Origin of the sequence: Candidatus Paralachnospira sp. LCP21S3_A2 (assembly GCF_052118925.1) — a bacterium.
Classification (GTDB): domain Bacteria; phylum Bacillota; class Clostridia; order Lachnospirales; family Lachnospiraceae; genus Lientehia.
Map to the genome: position 1 here is coordinate 34,845 of NZ_JBQKGG010000005.1, position 19,054 is coordinate 53,898.

At 49.3% G+C, this 19,054-nt stretch carries 17 protein-coding genes; 2 read left to right on the top strand and 15 right to left on the bottom strand.

The genetic code is table 11. From position 1 onward, the window contains the following. Positions 1 to 15 precede the first annotated feature (15 nt). From ACTQ3K_RS05840 to ACTQ3K_RS05850, 3 genes are read right to left on the bottom strand one after another with little or no spacing between them, the layout of a single operon-like run. A complete protein-coding gene (locus ACTQ3K_RS05840; protein ID WP_441566396.1) occupies positions 16 to 2,163 on the bottom strand; it encodes an NHLP family bacteriocin export ABC transporter peptidase/permease/ATPase subunit in 2,148 nt (715 codons plus the stop codon). A 2-nt stretch (positions 2,164 to 2,165) separates the two neighbouring features. Further along, positions 2,166 to 3,002, bottom strand: a complete 837-nt coding sequence (locus ACTQ3K_RS05845) for a biotin/lipoyl-containing protein (RefSeq protein ID WP_441566394.1) — start codon at positions 3,000 to 3,002, stop codon at positions 2,166 to 2,168. A 2-nt stretch (positions 3,003 to 3,004) separates the two neighbouring features. Continuing rightward, the gene (locus ACTQ3K_RS05850) at positions 3,005 to 3,523 is read right to left on the bottom strand and encodes an RNA polymerase sigma factor (RefSeq protein ID WP_441566393.1); all 519 of its coding nucleotides are present in this window, start codon (positions 3,521 to 3,523) and stop codon (positions 3,005 to 3,007) included. A 251-nt stretch (positions 3,524 to 3,774) separates the two neighbouring features. On the opposite strand from ACTQ3K_RS05850, the gene ACTQ3K_RS05855 reads away from it, so the two are divergent. Further along, entirely contained in the window at positions 3,775 to 5,436 is a 1,662-nt protein-coding gene (locus tag ACTQ3K_RS05855) for a diphosphate--fructose-6-phosphate 1-phosphotransferase (protein ID WP_441566391.1), read from the top strand. 183 nt (positions 5,437 to 5,619) lie between these two features. On the opposite strand, the gene ppdK is transcribed toward ACTQ3K_RS05855, so the two are convergent. The 11 genes from ppdK to ACTQ3K_RS05910 all read right to left on the bottom strand — a co-directional run bounded on the left by ppdK (position 5,620) and on the right by ACTQ3K_RS05910 (position 17,427). Beyond that, positions 5,620 to 8,250 carry a pyruvate, phosphate dikinase gene (gene ppdK / locus ACTQ3K_RS05860; RefSeq protein ID WP_441566389.1) on the bottom strand — a complete coding sequence of 877 codons (2,631 nt, stop codon included), beginning with the start codon at positions 8,248 to 8,250 and terminating at the stop codon, positions 5,620 to 5,622. A gap of 160 nt (positions 8,251 to 8,410) precedes the next feature. After that, a complete protein-coding gene (gene hslO / locus ACTQ3K_RS05865; protein ID WP_441566387.1) occupies positions 8,411 to 9,319 on the bottom strand; it encodes an Hsp33 family molecular chaperone HslO in 909 nt (302 codons plus the stop codon). Between the two features lie 36 nt (positions 9,320 to 9,355). Beyond that, complete coding sequence (locus tag ACTQ3K_RS05870; RefSeq protein ID WP_441566385.1) at positions 9,356 to 10,147, bottom strand: class I SAM-dependent DNA methyltransferase; 792 nt, start codon at positions 10,145 to 10,147, stop codon at positions 9,356 to 9,358. A 176-nt stretch (positions 10,148 to 10,323) separates the two neighbouring features. Continuing rightward, a complete protein-coding gene (locus ACTQ3K_RS05875; protein WP_441566383.1) occupies positions 10,324 to 11,259 on the bottom strand; it encodes a hypothetical protein in 936 nt (311 codons plus the stop codon). A 71-nt stretch (positions 11,260 to 11,330) separates the two neighbouring features. Continuing rightward, positions 11,331 to 12,014, bottom strand: coding sequence for a DUF3786 domain-containing protein (locus ACTQ3K_RS05880; protein WP_441566381.1), 684 nt, complete (start codon positions 12,012 to 12,014; stop codon positions 11,331 to 11,333). A 22-nt stretch (positions 12,015 to 12,036) separates the two neighbouring features. Beyond that, complete coding sequence (locus ACTQ3K_RS05885) at positions 12,037 to 12,900, bottom strand: deoxyribonuclease IV (RefSeq protein ID WP_441566379.1); 864 nt, start codon at positions 12,898 to 12,900, stop codon at positions 12,037 to 12,039. A gap of 60 nt (positions 12,901 to 12,960) precedes the next feature. Beyond that, on the bottom strand, positions 12,961 to 13,599 hold the full coding sequence (locus tag ACTQ3K_RS05890) for a glycerol-3-phosphate acyltransferase (RefSeq protein ID WP_441566377.1): 639 nt from the start codon (positions 13,597 to 13,599) through the stop codon (positions 12,961 to 12,963). Positions 13,600 to 13,611: 12 nt separating this feature from the next. Beyond that, complete coding sequence (locus ACTQ3K_RS05895; RefSeq protein ID WP_441566375.1) at positions 13,612 to 14,730, bottom strand: MGDG synthase family glycosyltransferase; 1,119 nt, start codon at positions 14,728 to 14,730, stop codon at positions 13,612 to 13,614. Then, on the bottom strand, positions 14,727 to 15,302 hold the full coding sequence (locus ACTQ3K_RS05900; RefSeq protein WP_441566373.1) for a TetR/AcrR family transcriptional regulator C-terminal domain-containing protein: 576 nt from the start codon (positions 15,300 to 15,302) through the stop codon (positions 14,727 to 14,729). Before ACTQ3K_RS05900 ends, ACTQ3K_RS05895 begins: the two co-directional genes overlap by 4 nt. Before the next feature lie 110 nt (positions 15,303 to 15,412). Further along, positions 15,413 to 16,819 carry a radical SAM protein gene (locus ACTQ3K_RS05905; protein WP_441566371.1) on the bottom strand — a complete coding sequence of 469 codons (1,407 nt, stop codon included), beginning with the start codon at positions 16,817 to 16,819 and terminating at the stop codon, positions 15,413 to 15,415. Between the two features lie 32 nt (positions 16,820 to 16,851). Further along, entirely contained in the window at positions 16,852 to 17,427 is a 576-nt protein-coding gene (locus tag ACTQ3K_RS05910) for a manganese efflux pump MntP (protein ID WP_441566369.1), read from the bottom strand. 301 nt (positions 17,428 to 17,728) lie between these two features. Between ACTQ3K_RS05910 and ACTQ3K_RS05915 the strand changes: the two genes are divergently transcribed. Continuing rightward, on the top strand, positions 17,729 to 18,031 hold the full coding sequence (locus ACTQ3K_RS05915; protein WP_441566368.1) for a hypothetical protein: 303 nt from the start codon (positions 17,729 to 17,731) through the stop codon (positions 18,029 to 18,031). 224 nt (positions 18,032 to 18,255) lie between these two features. Here the strand turns inward: ACTQ3K_RS05915 and udp are convergent, their stop codons facing one another. Continuing rightward, a complete protein-coding gene (udp, locus tag ACTQ3K_RS05920) occupies positions 18,256 to 19,038 on the bottom strand; it encodes a uridine phosphorylase (RefSeq protein WP_441566366.1) in 783 nt (260 codons plus the stop codon). Positions 19,039 to 19,054 lie beyond the last annotated feature (16 nt).

Below are 19,054 nucleotides of genomic sequence, written 5' to 3' on the forward strand. Positions count from 1 at the left end.
CTCCCTGTTCGCTGTCTATAAGTTCTGGATAAAGGTCTGGTAATGTCCCTCCGCGGCCGCCAGCTCCCGGTGGGTTCCACGCTGGACAATCTGTCCCTCCTCCATGACAATAATCTGATCACAGTCACGGATCGCGCTGAGCCGGTGTGCAATGATGATACAGGTACAGCCGCGCCGCTTGATGTTGTCGATGATCTGTTTTTCCACAATCGGATCCAGCGCACTGGTTGCCTCATCCATGATCAGAACCGTCGGATTTGTCACCAGCGCACGGGCAATTTCCAGCCGCTGTCTCTGTCCGCCGGACAGATTGGAGGCTCCCTCCGCCAGACGGAAATCATAAGCTCCCGGCTTCTGGGAGATCACATCATGGATACAGGCATCCTTTGCCGCCGCAATCATGTCGGATTCCGAAATGCTGTCATTCCACATGGTCAGATTGTTTCGGATGGAGTCTGAAAACAGGGTAATACTCTGGCTGACGGTGGATACACTGGCATTTAAAACCTCCGCCGGGATCTGCTCCATGGGAATTCCATCAAACAGGACCTGGCCGGTCCATGGCTTATAAAGTCCGCTGATCACCTTGGAAACCGTAGACTTTCCGCAGCCGGAAGAGCCCACGAAGGCGATGGAAGAGCCACACGAAATCCGACAATCAAAGCCCGACACGATCGGCGGCTTTAGGGCACTGTAGCCGAAGGAGATGTCCCTTAACTCAACCTGACCCTCCAGCTTTGTCTTTAAGGTTTTCTTTTCCGTTTCACCGGAAAACCGTTCATCCTCCGGATAATTCATAATATCCTCCACACGGCTGATATCTGCCTTTGCCGTCTGGATCTTTTTCATGAAACCGGCCAGCTTTTCGACCGGCTCATGGAATGAACCAAATAAGGATAAAAACGCCGCCAGCATACCGATGCTCATCTTCCCGTCAATCACAAGGGATCCACCGACCAGCAGAAGAAGCACCTCCGTGCACATCTTTACGGTATCCGGAACGGCATCGAGGATCTGCTGATTCCGGCCGAGCTTCTGATTCATCTGCTCCACCTTTGCATGATATCCAAGGATCCGTCCCACATACTCATTCTCCGCACCGGAGGCCTTCAGGGTACTGGTAATACTCAGCCCCGCACAGACTGCGCCGCTCAGTTTTCCGGCATCCTGAGAGAGCTTCATGCCAGAATCCGCGATCATTCCGGAGGTCATCTTTACCACTGCCAGATCCAGGCCTACCGAAAGGACAGCTATCAGCGTCAGGATCGGGCTGTATAACAGCAGCAGGATCAGATAAAACATCGCAATCAGCAGATTCAGGATCGTCTCCGCCAGATCTCCTGCAAGAAAATCACTGACACTGGCATTATTAGCCGCACGGCCGGAAAGATCACCCACATACCGCTGATCAAAAAAGCTGATGGGCAGACGGAACATTCTTCCGAGAAACGAATTCGCAGACAGCAGTACCATCTTTTTCTGAAGTCTTGCCAGCAGCCGGTCCCGATAGAGAGAAAGGCAGATCTGCATAAGCACTGCTGCCGCCATAAATAAAAGAATCTTTGTAAACCAGCTTTGATTTCCCGCGATCAGGATTTCATCCAGAAACACCTGCGACAGCACCGGGATCAGAATCCCCGGAAAGCTTAAAAGCAGTCCCACCGCCAGAAGCTTTCCAAGGACACCATACTGTCCCTCCAGCCGCTGTCCGATAAAGGACTTCCAGGTATCTGTCTTTTTCTGTTTTTCAAACCGTTCTCCCGGCTGAAAGGTCAGAACAATCCCTGTAAAGGATTCATCCAGCTCCTCCGGCGTCAGCTTCCGTCTTCCCACAGCCGGATCATTGATATAGGCATGCCTTCCCTTAAAGCCCTCAAGCACCACAAAATGATTAAAATTCCAGTGAATGATACAGGGCATTTTCTGTGTCCGGAGTGCATCCGGCTCCTTTCGGTAGCCATGACATTCCATGCCATATTTTTTTGCCGCCCGCATGATATTTCCGGCGCTGCATCCATCCCGGGAAACACCGGTCTCGATCCGAAGCTGTTCCAGCGGAAGATGCTTTCCGTAATACGCAAGGATCATCGACAGGGAAGCCGCACCGCATTCTGTCGCCTCAAGCTGATAAACCGTCGGTGTTTTTGCATACATTCCTCCCATGTTTAATCCTCCAGTTTATCCTTCATGCTTCCAATCAGCTTTGTGATCGGTGCATTTTCACTGATAATGATCTTTCCGGACACAAAGGTTCCGTTTGAAAGCGTCAGCTTCCTTCCGTTTTCATTGCTCCAGTAATAACCGTTCTGAGAAGCAGCATCTGTCCGCAGGCGGCATACCACTGCCGTCACAGGTCCCTCTGCCAGGAACTGCTCTGACACCTGATTATCCTTTCCCAGAACATACCAGAGATTCGGATTCTCTGCCGGATAGGCTCCTACCTCTTCGATCCATGCCTCCATATGTCCATATTTCTGAGCATCCACCCACTCGGGTGAAATCAGCACCTTCATGTCCTTCTTTAACTGGCCGGCTTTGACCGTCGGCACATAAAATACCGCTGCCTGGGTACTTTCCGCCTGTGGCGTATACCGGATCAGCTCCTTTCCCGGATAAATCTCCTCTCCGGCTTCCACCAGAACTGCCGTCACCTGACCGCTCTGCTCTGCCAGGACCTGGTATTCTGTCCCGTTTCCTCCTTTAAGCACAGCCGTCACCTCGCCGGCCTGCACCTGGTCTCCCGCTTTCTTTTCAAGCCTGCTCACGGTTCCGTAATTCTCCGCGCAGATCACTCCCAGATTGGTTTCGGATACCACCATCCCGCTTGCCTGGAGCGTCTCAGGCAGTGTTCCGAATATGCTCCAGAAAATTACCGCCACAAACACAAGCGCTGCTCCAAGAAGCGCCAGCCAGGATAAAGGCGAAGTGATCCGAAGCTCGGTATCCAGCTGTTCCGGGCTGGACAGCCTTTCCAATGAGGTTTTTCTGTATATCTGAGCCATTGCTATTTCTCCCATCTGATGTTATGTTCTTCACAATAATCCCGAAGCTTTCCCAGCGCCCTCATGGCCTGGATGCGCACATTTCCCGGCCTGATCCCGAGGCGGTCTGCAATCTCCCCGTTCTCAAATCCTTTAAAATATTTTAAGATCAGAATTTTCTGCTGGGTATCATTCAGAGTCTTCAGAGCCTCTGCCAGCCTGCTTCGCATGGAAGAAATATACTGAGCCTCCGCCATCTCATCCTCAAAGACTCCCGGTGACTGATAAGAATCATCCAGCTCCTCCTGTTCCCTGTGATCCCGGTAATAATTTTTGATCTTGTTTCCGAGAACAACAAAAAACCAGGTACGGAACGACGCCTTCTCCTCATTGAACTGCTCCCGCTTCTGATAACAGGAGGCAAAGGCTTCCATCACCAGATCCTCTGCATCACTGAATACCGGGATCTTTTTGCATGCATAGCCCAACGCCTCCTGATAATGTGCTCTAAAGTACCGTTCATAAGTCACTTCTGTCAGCATCCTCTGATCCTTTCATACTCTGTTTTTTATTCTCTGTTATCCGTTCCTTGCTGCCGGATTACGTCCCCTTACTGATTTTTCCGAATCTCAACCGTTCCCGGATTTTTATCTGCGCGAACAATTTTATTTTACCACAAGTACTCCGGGAGGGGCAATGAATTGCAGACGAAAAGTTTACAGTTTACATTTTTCCTGAAATGTATTAAAATCCTTTTTGTGGACTAAAACACTATTAAAAAGGAGATTGTACCATGAATATTTCACCTTTGCAGAAAGCAAGATATGACTATTCCCCCAAGCTTCCCGGAATGCTCCGTCACGGCATTGCGGATATCTGTGTAAAAGAGGGAGAAGCCACTCAGAGTGTTGCTGATCAGGACAAGATCAAGGCTCTGTTCCCTAATACTTACGGAAAGAATGAGATTACCTTTGAAAAGGGTCAGAATACTTCCGAAAACAAGAAGCAGGTTGTCGGTGTAATCCTTTCCGGCGGACAGGCTCCCGGAGGACATAACGTTGTCAGCGGTCTGTATGATGCATTAAAGGCTACGAATAAGGAAAACGTTCTTTACGGTTTCAAGGGCGGTCCCAGTGGTCTGATCGAAGACGATTATATTATTTTTGATGATGCATACATCAATCAGTACCGCAATACCGGCGGTTTCGATATCATCGGCTCCGGCAGAACCAAGCTGGAAACTGAGGAGCAGTTCAAGATTGCCTCCGAGGTATGCAAGAAGCACGGAATCACTGCGATTGTAATCATCGGCGGTGATGATTCCAATACAAACGCAGCAGTTCTGGCTGAGTACTTTGCTGCTCACAACACCGGTGTTCAGGTTATCGGCTGCCCGAAGACGATCGATGGCGACTTAAAGAACGAAGATATCGAATGCTCCTTCGGTTTTGATACCGCTACCAAAACCTACAGTGAGCTCATCGGAAATATCGAAAGAGACTGCAATTCTGCAAAGAAATACTGGCACTTCGTAAAGGTTATGGGACGTTCCGCTTCCCACGTTGCCCTGGAGTGTGCTTTAAAAACCCAGCCCAACATCTGCCTGGTATCTGAGGAAGTTGCCGAGAAAAAAATGTCCCTTTCCCAGATTGCCGATTACATCGCTGATTCCGTAGCTGCAAGAGCTGCAAAGGGCATGAACTTCGGTGTTGCGATCATTCCCGAGGGCGTTGTGGAATTTGTTCCCGAATTCTCCGTTCTGATCCAGGAGATCAACGAGCTTCTGGCCGGAAGCAAGGCTGATGAGTTCAATGCGCTTTCTTCCTGGGCTGATAAGTATGCATTCATTGAAAAAGGCTTAACTGCCGCTTCCATGGAAGTATTCAAGATCCTTCCCACGACGATCCAGCAGCAGTTATTCTTAGAGAGAGATCCTCACGGCAACGTACAGGTTTCCCTGATCGAGTCCGAGAAGCTGTTCTCCGCTCTTGTAAAGGACAAGCTGGAAGCAAGAAGAGCAGCCGGCACCTACAACGGCAAGTTCAATGCCCTTCATCATTTCTTCGGTTATGAAGGAAGATGTGCTTTCCCGTCCAACTTTGACGCAGACTACTGCTACTCTCTGGGCTACAACGCATTTATGCTGATTCAGTACGGCTACACCGGATACCTTTCCAAGGTTTCCAACCTGTCCGCACCGGCAAGTGAATGGGTAGCCGGCGGCATGCCTATCACCAAGATGATGAACATCGAGAGACGTCACGGCGAAGACAAGCCCGTTATCAAGAAGGCCCTTGTAGAGCTGGATGGTGCTCCTTTCAAATATTTTGAAGCACACCGCGATGAGTGGGCAAAGGATACCTGCTTCGTATATCCCGGTGCGATCCAGTACTACGGACCTGCTGAGGTATGTGACATCACAACCGTTACCCTTGCTCTTGAGCATCAGAAATAAAATCCAGTTTTATTCGGACTGGATATCACATGTGCCCCGGGAAACCGGGGCATTTTGTTATATTGAAAAGCTTTTGCATTTTTCAGCATTTTTGTTTCATAGGACACACGTTCCTATGAAGCAGAAAAAACCCCGGAAAAGGATCTCTCCTGAACCGGGGCTTTTTGTATTTCATGTTTTGTTTTAGTTGTTCTTCTGAGCAATAGCTGCCTGTGCCGCTGCCAGTCTTGCGATCGGTACACGGAACGGTGAGCAGGAAACATAATCCAGGCCCAGCTTATTGCAGAACTCTACGGAGCTGGGGTCGCCGCCGTGCTCGCCGCAGATACCGCAGTGCAGGTTCGGACGGGTCTTCTTTCCAAGCTCGATTGCCATTTCCATCAGCTTGCCAACGCCACTCTGATCCAGCTTTGCGAAAGGATCATTCTCGAAGATCTTGGCATCGTAGTAAGCATCAAGGAACTTGCCGGCGTCATCACGGGAGAAGCCGAAGGTCATCTGGGTCAGGTCATTTGTACCGAAGCAGAAGAACTCAGCATCCTTTGCGATGTCATCAGCTGTCAGAGCTGCTCTGGGGATCTCGATCATGGTACCAACTTCGTACTTCATATCGATGCCTGCTGCAGCGATTTCTGCATCAGCAGTCTCAACAACAAATTTCTTTACATACTTTAATTCCTTCTCATCGCCAACTAACGGAATCATAAGTTCAGGCTCGATGCTCCAGTCGGGATGAGCTTTCTTTACGTTGATCGCCGCGCGGATGATAGCCTTGGTCTGCATCTTTGCGATCTCCGGGTAGGTTACTGCCAGACGGCAGCCACGATGACCCATCATGGGGTTGAACTCATGGAGACCTGCGATGATGGACTTGATCTGCTCAACAGTCTTGCCCTGTGCATCAGCCAGCTTCTTGATATCAGCTTCCTCTGTGGGAACGAATTCATGCAGCGGCGGATCCAGGAAACGGATCGTTACCGGGCAGCCCTCCAGAGCTTCGTACAGCTTTTCGAAATCGCCCTGCTGTACCGGAAGGATCTTGTCCAGTGCTGCTTCTCTTTCTTCTACGGTATCGGAGCAGATCATCTCACGGAATGCGTCGATTCTGTCACCCTCGAAGAACATATGCTCCGTACGGCAAAGACCGATGCCTTCAGCACCCAGCTCACGGGCTTTCTTTGCGTCAGCCGGAGTATCTGCATTGGTTCTTACCTTCATGGTTCTGTACTTGTCAGCCCATGCCATGATTCTTCCGAACTCACCGGCAATCGCTGCATCTACGGTCGGGATTGCACCGTCGTAAATGTTTCCGGTTGTACCGTCAAAGGAGATTACATCGCCTTCATGGTATTCCTTGCCGGCAAGGGTGAATTTCTTATTCGCCTCATCCATATCGATGGCGGAGCAGCCGGATACACAGCATGCACCCATACCACGGGCAACTACAGCTGCGTGAGAGGTCATACCACCACGAACAGTCAGGATACCCTGGGAAGCCTTCATACCTTCGATATCCTCGGGAGAGGTCTCCAGACGAACCAGAACAACCTTCTCGCCTCTTGCTGCCCATTCCTTGGCATCATCTGCTGTAAATACAATCTTACCGCAGGCAGCACCAGGTGCGGCAGCCAGAGCCTTTGCGATAGGTTCTGCCTTCTTTAATGCTTCTGTATCAAACTGAGGGTGAAGCAGGGAATCCAGGTTTCTGGGATCGATCATGGATACTGCCTTTTCCTCGGAAATCATACCCTCATCAACCAGGTCACAGGCGATCTTCAGAGCAGCCTTTGCAGTTCTCTTGCCGTTTCTGGTCTGGAGCATGTAAAGCTTCTTATCTTCAATGGTAAATTCCATATCCTGCATATCTCTGTAATGATCCTCCAGAGTATCGCAGATCTTTACAAACTGATCATAAACCTCAGGCATGGTCTCATGAAGCTGAGCGATCGGCTGAGGAGTACGGACACCTGCAACAACGTCTTCGCCCTGTGCATTCATTAAGAACTCACCCATAAGCTTCTTCTCGCCGGTTGCGGGGTTTCTTGTGAAGGCAACGCCGGTACCGGAGGTCTCACCCATGTTGCCGAATGCCATCATCTGTACATTTACTGCAGTACCCCAGGAATAAGGGATATCGTTGTCGCGGCGGTATACGTTTGCACGAGGGTTGTCCCAGGAACGGAACACAGCCTTGATTGCTTCCATCAGCTGTTCCTTGGGGTCGTCAGGGAAATCAGAACCGATCTTTGCCTTGTACTCAGCCTTGAACTGTCCTGCCAGCTCCTTCAGATCCTCAGCAGTCAGGTCAACGTCCTGTGTAACACCCTTTTCTGCTTTCATCTTATCGATCAGCTGTTCAAAATATTTCTTTCCGACCTCCATAACAACGTCGGAGAACATCTGGATAAATCTTCTGTAGCAGTCCCAAGCCCAACGGGGATTTCCGGACTTCTTGGAAAGTACTTCCACTACATCCTCATTGAGACCCAGATTCAGGATTGTATCCATCATACCAGGCATGGAAGCTCTTGCACCGGAACGTACCGATACCAGAAGCGGATTCTCCTTATCACCGAATTTCTTTCCGGTGATTTCTTCCATCTTGCCGATGTATTCCATAATCTGTCCCATGATCTCGTCATTGATCTTCCTGCCGTCTTCATAATACTGCGTGCAGGCTTCTGTGGTAATAGTAAAGCCCTGAGGTACGGGAAGACCCAGATTGGTCATCTCAGCCAGGTTTGCACCTTTACCGCCGAGGAGTTCGCGCATGTTTGCGTTACCCTCTGTAAACAAATATACCCATTTTGCCATGTTCAATTCCCTCCTGTGTTAATTTAGACGCTAAATAGCAGGTCGGCCCACCTGCTGTTCCTATTATACCATAATCATACTAGATGGCAAATATTTTTTCCGCCATTTTTTATAGTTTTTGTATATTTTTCGAAACAATTTTTGTGTATTTTTTATCAAATCACAAATTCGCCAAAATTCTCTCCAAATCGCGCACGGAAAAATGATAATGCTCCTCGCAGAAATGACAGGACACTTCAACAGGCTTGCCTGCCCGGATCATATCCTCCAGTTCTTCTTTTCCGACACTGATCAGTGCCTTTTCCACCCGCTCCTTCGAACAGTTACAGTAAAACCGGGTAGGAATCCGATCCATGATCTCCAGTCCGAACTCCCCCAGCACCTCCTTCAGGATATCCTCCGGTGCCATTCCGGTATCCAGCATTGACGTGATCGATGTGATCCCGGCCAGATGCTTTTCCAGCCGGTCGATCAGCTCGTCCTCTGCCCCCGGCATGAGCTGGATAATAAATCCGCCTGCCTGGCGCACCGTATTTTCCCGGTTCATAAGTACCCCCAGCGCCACGCTGGAGGGCACCTGCTCCGATACCGCATAATAATATGTGAGATCCTCCGCCAGTTCTCCGCTGACCAGCTCGATCTGTCCGGAATAAGGCTCTTTTAAGCCGATATCCTTAATAACTGTCAGTGTTCCGCGTCCCACAGCCCCTGCAACGTCCAGCTTTCCTTTTTCATTGGCATGGAGCAGTACCTCCGGATTGCCCACACAGCCCTTCACGTCACCGTTCGCTTCTGCAGTCACCGTAATGCTTCCGATGGGACCGTCCCCCTGTACCCGCAGCGTCAGTACATCACTGTCATTCTTCATGGTGCTTCCCATCATCGCTCCTGCCGTCAGAAGCCGTCCCAGCGCCGCTGTTGCCACCGGGCTGGTGTTATGACGCACTCTCGCTTCCTCCACCAGGCTTCTGGTCGTTGCCGCAAAGGCGCGGATCCTGGCGTCTGCTGCCGTAGCGCGGACAATATAATCCTGATAACCGGCTGTTTCCTGTATTATTTTATTTTCCATATAGCAAATTCCTTTCTGAGTTTTTTCTGTTCCTGCTCAAATCTGATCCGGCTTCTTTCCGTGTTCTCTTAATACCACATAAACCCGCTCGCTGTCTGCCTTCGGCTCTTCCTTCGTGAATGCCTCATAGCAGGCTTCCCAGATCAGTCCGGCTTCTTTCGCCGCCCGCCGGATTTCCTCCAGGCGATATGCCTTCTGATAATGGACTTCCTCATATTTGTAATACAGAGGCTCTTCTTCGTCTGCTTTCACAAAAACTGCCAGCTCATACTCATTGATCCGGCTTTCCCGGTCATAATAATTATCCCAGATGAAGCTGGCCTCCTCCCGGTTTTCTGCGATCGTGCGATCGCCTAAAAGCTCCTGATATTTATACTCTGTGTTCAGATCAAAGATAAAGACGCCGCCCGGATCCAGATAATTATTGACCAGCTTCATCACCTTCACCAGATCCTCATACTCGGTAATGTAATTCATGGAATCGCAGATGCTCACGATCCCGCCCACGGTTCCGTAAAGTTCAAATGCCCGCATATCCTGCAGCAGATACAGGATATTCTTTCCGGAGACCGCCCGTTTTTCCATGGCGATATCCAGCATCTCCTCCGAATTATCAATCCCGATCATATCATATCCGGCATCGTCCAAAAGCTCCGTCAGGCTCCCCGTTCCACAGCCGAGATCCACCAGAAGACAGTTCTCACAGCCATATTCCTTTAACAGTCCTGCCAGATATTCCGCCCACTCCCCGTAGGGAACATTATCCATAAACTGATCATACACCTCCGCAAAGCCGGTGTATGCCACTCGCTCCTCTTCTATTTTCATCAGAACACCTCTCATTCCGGACGAGTATACCATAGATTGAAAGAAAAAAAAAGGAGGTATAAGTTTTCTCATTCCGGGCATACTGTAACCAGTACCAAAGAAAAGAGAAATACTTATCCTCCCCTTTTGAACCCCTGCAGGTGCGCGTTCGCCGCGTCCCTGTGGGGGATGTTAATTTAATATCTTTCCGTCTTATAAGCGCCGCTTTTATTTTTATACATACCGTATGCGATTGCGGTACTGGACGCAGCCGCCATAAGGAGCCCCCCTGTCAGCTCAGTCCAGTAAGCTCTGGCGATCTCGCCATACTCCTGCATCAGACCGGGAAGGGCCTGGTATGCCTCAAAAAATGTAATATCGTACCCTTCCAGTGCCTTTTTGAGTTCGATCGTATAACAAATATTCTGAGCAAAATACAGCGCTGCCATGGTCATAAGAATACTGATAATAATTCCTGCTATATTGATTTTTCCACCAAACTTCTCATAGCCCTTCAGCGCACAGACCGAGCCGACCACGCCGGCGAGTCCGGCAATATACCCCAGCTGATAGATCAGAACCCATACCGCACCTCCTAGAAGGGCTCCGAACAGGGCGCCCACCAGACCGGTCACCATATTTCCCTTTTTTGCCTTGATTTCCTGACGGTTCTGCTCCAGGTTATTGCATATATTACTGTAACATTCCTCGCAGATAAAATCCATGGCCCCATTGATACTGGTAAGTGCAGCCGGAACTTCTTTTCCACAGCAGCCGCAGCAGGTCACATAACCATTCCGCATGAAATACTCTGCGGTCTGATCCAGAACCGCACGTACCTTCTGTGCAGCCCCTGTCATCGTCCGCAGGACGATCGTAATCTTTTTTCCGTCATAATGTCCCGCTTTGATCTTCCGGATTCCCGCACGAAGCTCCTTCAAAAATTCCTCGGCAGACACCGCCGGCGGAAGCGCTCCTTCCCTGGCATCCATGATAATCGTCCAGCTTCCGGCCTCCGGAATATCCGGACATACAACCGTGTGAAATCCGCCGACTTCGCCCTGAAGGACATTTTTCGGCCGCTCCTCCAGATGATCTCTCCCTGCAATCATCTGTACCATTGTCTGTTTCATCCCAGTTCCTCCTTTTTTCTCCTTTTTTCTCTCATCTTATAAAGCCGCAAAGTGCTCTTTCACATCCGCTTTCACCTTTTGTCTGTCAGATATCTCTGAAACGTCCGCATACAATCGCTCCCTAACATCACAACATTCTCCGGGTGAATGAAATCGGTAACATTTTTATCATAAAGGATCGTGATCTTCGCCGGAAACTCCTCATCTCCGTCCCAGAACACAACCCGCATGGGGACTCCGGGAAATGCCTGTACCTGAAATCCGGCATCCCCATAGGGAATCGGCAGAAATCCCTGTTTTTCCCCTGCTTCCCGAAACTCCTTCAAATGGCCGGAAAAGCTTTCCGCAAACGGGATCAGTACCTGATTCCGGAATGCCAGGTCAAAAACACCGGCACTCTTCACATCCCGAAAATTCACCCATTCTCCGGAATTGACTGCTCCCTCTCTGGAATAATAAAAGTAATTATAAAATGCCATGGATTCATCAAAGCCCGGACGATATTCCGTCTTTTCCGGACAGGTGATCTCCCCGGTTTTCCGGTCGATCCGGTGCAGTACGCCGAAATACCGAAGCAGAATCTCGTTCTCATCATACGTATTGATGTGAAGCTTTCTGCAGATAGCTTCCTGATCCCAGGTCAAAAATTTTTTCCGCCACTCCTCCACCACCTTCGTATAATTGGAATCGGGGCCGCTTCTTCCGCCCCAGGCGCCCTCACCGTTCATCCATACGGTCTGATCCTGTTCTTTCATCTGTTTTCGCCGTCCTTTTCTTTTATTTTTCCTGCCTGTCGGCACAGGCTTTCAGAAACCGGATCTCTTCGGCCCATCCGGCATCATCGTTGGGCGTTTCCAGAATACAGGGAAGTCCCTGCAGGGCCGGATGGTTTACAATCTGCCGAAAGGTCTCCTTCCCGATGGTTCCCTCGCCCAGTCTGGCATGACGATCCTTATGGCTCCCCATGGGATTTAAGCTGTCGTTGGTATGAAGCGCCTTCAACCGGGAAAGGCCAATGACCCGGTCAAATTCCTCCAGTACACCGTCCAGATCATGAACAATATCATAGCCGCCGTCCCATACATGACAGGTATCAAGGCAGACTCCCATCTTTTCCGGCTCCTTCACCTGATCAATAATAGCACGAAGCTCCTCGAAACGGCCGCCTACCTCGCTTCCTTTTCCTGCCATAGTCTCCAGCAGTACGATCACCTTCTGCTCCGGCCTTATGATGGCATTCAGGGTCTCCGCGATCAGTCGGATTCCCTCTGCACTTCCCTGTCCCACATGGCAGCCCGGATGAAAATTGTAATAGATCTGAAGCTCCGGTATCGCATCGTTCATGACCTGATCCAGCCTCCCGATATCCTCCGTCATGGTCTCCCGTGCAAAGATCCGCAGTTCCTCTTTCGCCGCACAGGCATTGAGGGTATACGGAGCATGGCCCACTATGGGACCCAGCGGCCGCTCCAGGAACTGGTTCCGAAAGGCCTCCGCATCCTCCGGATCAAAGGCCTTCGCCTTTCCTCCTCTGGGATTTCTTGTGAAAAATGCAAACGTATCTCCCCCCAGCTTTTTGATCTGCCTTCCCATGGCGGCATAGCCTTTTGACGAAGAGATATGACTTCCTGCGTAGATCATTCTTTCCTCCTTTGACCGCATCTGCTCTGCAACAGAAACAGGGAGGTCTCCCTCCCTGCATCAATGATTTGTGGTCTCCTTGATCTTTTTCCATTCTTCCTGCGAGCCAAACCGTGCTCCCTCCCAGTTTTTCCGCATGACAATCAGGGCGATCACCATGTTTCCGATACAGATACCCGGATATTTTCCCACAAACAACTCAATCGTTGCTGCAATTCCAAAAATTCCAAAGGTATAAACGCTTTTCCGCTCATTGGGACGGATCTCCCGGAAAAACAGCATGGCAATGTAAATGCCAGCCAGCAGAAAAACACTCTGGCTGAACCGTACAATTCCCAGAAGCACCCCAAAGCTCACAGCGATCGCCTTTCCGCCGTGGCTGTTTTTCCAGAGCGGATAGGCATGTCCGATGACCGGTGCAGCCAGGATTCCGGCAAAAAACACGCTGGCCGGCGTAAGAAACCTCGTTGCCCAGACTACCGGCAGATATCCTTTTCCGATATCAAATAAAAGGCACACAATTCCAACCGGAACTCCAGCGTATTTCATAACATTTGCCGTTCCCGGATTATGATCCTCGCTCACCTTTGTGATATCGATCCCTTTCAGATATTTCGGAAGCAGATAACCGTTCATCACACTTCCCATCACATATCCCAGCGCCGCAAACAACAGCGCTTCCAACATTTTAAGACTCATCTCTAGTCCCTCTTATCGCTCCTTGCAGAACGCCTCCAGGTAATCACAGATGGTCACTGCCGCTTCCGCATTGATGTAATGCTTCTGTGCTTCTCTCATTCGCTCCTGCTCTGCCTGGTTATGAAGCAGCTCCAGCACCCGTTCACCGGCTTCCCGGTCACTCTGTGCTGCCGCAGACATTCCATGCTCGGAAAAAAACGCGGCATTTTTCGTCTCACAGCCGGGGATTGGCGCTGAATGTACCAGCGGAATTCCCTTGGCCGCCGCCTCCGTGGTCGTAAGACCGCCAGGCTTTGTCACCAGCACATCGCAGATATCCATATAAAGATCGACCTGTGTGGTGAAATCAAGCACCTGAACCATTTTATGTCCCTTGAACTCTCTGCGAAGCTTTTCTTTTAATTTATGATTATTTCCACCGAGAATAATGATCCGCCCATCCTCCGGCAATCCCTTTTCGATCACCTCGATCATGTCAGCGATATTTCCGAAGCCCATGCTTCCGGTCATGACCAACACCACCGGTCCGTCCGTTCCGATTCCCAGTCCACGTCTTGTTTCCAGCTTTTCCTTCCGGCTTCGAAACTTCTTCGACACCGGAATTCCCGTCACAACCAGCTTGGATTCCGGGATTCCCCGGTCAATATACTCGCAGGCCAGTTCTTTACTGGGAATAAAATACCGGTCCATCTCTGTCTCCTCTGTAAAGGGGATACAGGTATAATCTGTTGCTACGAAAAAACAGGCCGGCCGGAATGGATAATGTCTCCGGATATAAGTCACTGCCTCTGCCGGAAACAGGTGAGGCATAACGATACAGTCATAGCCTTCCTTTTTGATATAATCATACAGCTTCTGAGAATAGAACGTATTGGCCAGATATATCGGCGATTTTCGATGACTGGAGCTGATAACTCCCCCCGCCTTGTATGCCAGTCCGAACGCTGCCGGAAATGACGTTGTTGTCTTTACATAAACCTTCGAAGCCCGCCCGGAGGTTTTGGGCCGCCCGAACCGTAATGTATCCAGCATTTTACAGGGAATTCCACGGCGCAGCAGCTCTTCTCTTACTGCTTTTCCCGCCGTATTGTGACCCTGGCCTGTATTGCAGGAAAGAATCAGTACCTTCATGATTTCTCCTTTTTTTCAATCAAATCAAAGATTGCATGTGTCATCAGGATATGATATCCTGCCAGGATATCCTCCGCCGCGATCTCCTGTCCGTCAGTCTGGAGCCATTCCCGGATAATTCCGGTCATACTGACCGAATAATACCTGGCAATGATCTCTTTCTTCCAGATTCTTACCCCCGGCTGTTTTTTCAGCGGATTCTTCGTCAGATATTCCAGAAACAGCTCATACAGCCTGGTTTTCAGAATCTCTTCAAAGGAATTCTGCCCAGTGATCTCAAAGGCTTTCCTGTAAAAGCTCCGTTCCTTTTCCATTCGGAAAAAAAGAATTTTTACAGCTTCCTCCTCCATATTATCCTGGATCAGCTCCCTCATCTGCTTTTCAATATCCTCGCAGAAAATTCCCTCCAGAAGCTCATACTTATCCTGGAAATAATTATAAAATGTGGGGCGCAACACCCCGGCCTCATCTGTGATCATCTTTACGGTGATCTTCTCAAAGGAATTCCGCTTCATCAGTTCCTTCAGGCCTTCTTCCAACAGGATTCTGGTTGCTTCCTTCTTTCGTTCCATAAGACCGCTCCTTTGCGCCCCATTATATCATATATTCTCTTTTTCTGAAAGTCTTAATCCGCTTTCTCTGCTTCAGAAATTTTCCGCATTTTCCAAACGATCAGAATTATTTATTCCGCATCCTTCTTTTTATAGTTGCAGTAGCCCTTCTGTACAAAATGATGCTTCTCCCACAGTGCTTCTGCCTCCGGCTTCCAGTTTGCAGCATACTCCTTGCACTTATCACATAAATGCTCTACACTCTCCTCCGACTGCATATCGGTGGAATGCGCTCCGCTCTCATGAACCATCTTTACCAGGATCTCCGGATTTTCCAGCATGGGACAAGGTCTCAGATGGTTGTTGTTGAATGGCTGATTGTCACGGTATGCCATGAACAGCGGCTGCTTCAGTGCGTCCAGCAGGCTTACCTCACGGATATTGGCTCCGGAGTAGTGGATAAATACGCAGGGCTCCACATCCCCGTTGGGATTGATATGGCAGTAATTTCGTCCTCCGGCGATACAGCCGCCAACAAACTCTCCGTCATTCTGGAAATCCATGGTGTAGATCTGCTTTCCGCCGGTGGCACCGCGGATTTCACGGATCCGATGATACATATATTCTCTCTGCTCCCTGGTCGGCAAAAGCTCCGGAGCCGCATCGTTTCCAACCGGCATATAGTGGAAGTACCAGGAAAACCGGCACCCCTTTTCAATGATCATATCCAGGAATTCATCGGAGGTTACCGTCTCAATGTTCTTGCTGGTATAACAGATCGAGGTTCCGAACAGCTGCCCGTTTTCCTTTAACAGATCCATCGCTTTCATGACACGGTCAAACACACCCTTACCGCGGCGCAGGTCATTGACCTCATTAAAGCCTTCCAGACTGATCGACAGGGACAGATTTCCCACCCGCTTCATCTCATCACAGAATTCCTGATTAACCAGTGTACCGTTCGTATAGGCATGGAATGCACAGTCGTTATGCTTCTCACACAGACGGATAATGTCTTTCTTTCTCATAAGCGGTTCGCCGCCGGTCAGCATATAGAAATAAATACCCAGCTCCTTGCCCTGGGTGATGATGCTGTCCAGTTCCTCAAATGTCAGGTTCAGCTTATGACCGTATTCTGCTGCCCAACAACCGGTACAGTGAAGGTTGCAGGCGCTTGTGGGATCCATCAGGATCAGCCAGGGAATATTACACTGATGAACCTCTCTCATTTTTCGAATGGTCTTTGTTCCGTAAAACGCAGCCTCAAATCCTAGATTCAGCGCTGTCATTTTTACTACGTTGGGATCCAGCTCATCCAACGCCCGGTTAATATACTGCATCCACTTGGAATCCGGATTCTGAATCATTTTTCTTACATTATCATAGGACTCTGCCCGAAACTGATCTCCCATAAATTTCTGAGTCAGATCCGTAAGCTGTAAAAAACCCTGTTCTCTGTCCTTGTAAACCTTTTTCATAGCCAGATCGATCGCTTTACTGAATGCCAGACGCTCTGCCTTATGTGTAATCGATGCCATTTTCCATTCCTCCGTTTTCTTTTTCTTTAGTTTTAGATAATACGCGTAATACAGATCTCAATTCCGGCGGCAATAAGAATCAGACCGCCGATGATCTGTGCTTTATGCTTCTGTTCATATCCCAGTCGATAACCGGTTACAATTCCTGTGATAACTGCCAGTACCGTCATGATTCCAATCGCAAGGATCTCCAAAAACAGGGAGGTATCCACAAATCCGAACCCGATTCCTGCCCAAAATGCGTCCACACTGGTCGCCAGGCTTAAAAGAAACAGTTCTTTTGCATTTCCCCACGGCTCAACCTGTTCGAACATCATCTCTCTGTGGATTCCTTTATGAAGCATATAAAACCCGATCCCAAATATGATCAGAGCGGACAGTCCCGACCAGATCAGACTGAATCGTTCCGATTCTCCGGCGAACGCAGGAACCAGCATAATCAGGTTCCCTATGAGCAGGGCACACATCTGCCAGCCGGTAAAGATCAGGCACATCTGCGCCAGCTTTCTCCCGTCAATTTTCCGAATCTTGGCTCCCTTGCAGACCGCAACCGCATAAACATCCAAAGACAGCCCCACAGAAGCAGCCAGTATTTCACCTAAATTCAAGATGCCACCTCCTGTCTGTGCCTTTTTTTATTATATACCGGCTTTCTCTCTTTGGCCTGTTACACCCTCCGCATCCTGTCATCTGAACCATGACATTTTTGTAAATCTGTCATTTGAATTTCTTCCTTGATTTTCTTCATCGATTTTCTGCATTGATTTTCTGCCTGGAAACCGCTATACTAATTCCAGAAAGTGGGGAACCTTCTCCTGTTCCGGTTTTTTAATCCAGAAATCCTTCGGATTTATTGAAGACGCTTTCATAATTATTTATGCCGCCGCCAGGCGGCGGAATGGAGATTTTATGAAAAATTGGAAACAGATTCTCTGCCTTATCGGCGTTATCGTTTTAGTCGGCCTTTACCTGATCACCCTGATTTTTTCCTTTACAGATCACACGCAGGCAAAATCCTGGCTCAGTGCCTCCCTTTATGCCACAGTCATCATCCCGGTTTTTCTGTACGCATTTTTCCTGATCTGCCGGCCCCTTTCTGATCGAAAGCAGAAGCGTGAACAGGTTCTGAAAAACAGTAACGCAGCTGCAGAAGTCTCCTCTAAAACTCAAGGTGCATCTGGTGCGGATGAGGCCCAAGATAAAGCAGACTAAGCCTTGCGCTCATCAGGATGCATTTCATTTGCAACGCAAAAAAGAAATACCGGCAGCACAGACGCACAGTTTCCATAAAACGGACAAATATCCATATTTCGGAAATAGCTTCCCTTTCGCTGTCGGTATTCCTTTTTATTTTTCTTTTGCTGATTGTTTCTCTTACATTTCTTTTACTGATGTTTTCTTTTTCTGATTGTTTCCTTTTACCGATTGTTTCTCCGTTATTCCCGATCCGCCTTTACGGTCCCGTTTTTCTGATCCTTTTTGATCAGAAGCTCCACAGCCCGCACCGCCGTCTTTATGGCAAGGGACGTATCATGACAATGAGGATCGGTAAGTCCGGCTTTCTTCCGTTCCTGATTCCAGATCACATTCAGTACACAGCCTGCCCGGACTCCCAGAACCTGGGCAACAATATAGAGTGCCGCACTTTCCATTTCTGAGGCAAGACATCCTGCTTTGATCCACATCTCCCATTTTTCTTCCAGTTCCCGCCCGCAGGGCATTCTTCCCGGATCATGCTGGCCATAGAAGCTGTCTTTGCACTGAACAATTCCCAGATGAGCCGTCTCTCCCAGTTCATCTGCTGCCTGTTCCAATGCCTTCGTTACCTGAAAATCTGCCACTGCAGGAAATGCCAGATCCACATACTCCCGGCTGGTTCCCTCCATTCGAATCGCTCCGTTTGCAATTACAAGGTCGCCTCCAACTACCTGCTTCGCCATTCCTCCGCAGGTTCCAATCCGAATCATGGTATGAACTCCGATCCGATAAAGCTCCTCCACTCCGATTGCCGTGGATGGACCTCCCATTCCGGTAGACATTACTAATACCGGCTCTCCCGAAAGCGTTCCGATCCAGGTAGTATACTCCCGGTTCTGATGCAGAAAACGGGGATTTTCCAGCTTTCCTGCAATCTTTTCCACTCTTCCCGGATCCCCCGGAAGAATCGCATACTTTGCTCCATGGCTGTCATCCAGTCCGATATGATACATGGGTTCCATTGACATCCCTCCTTTT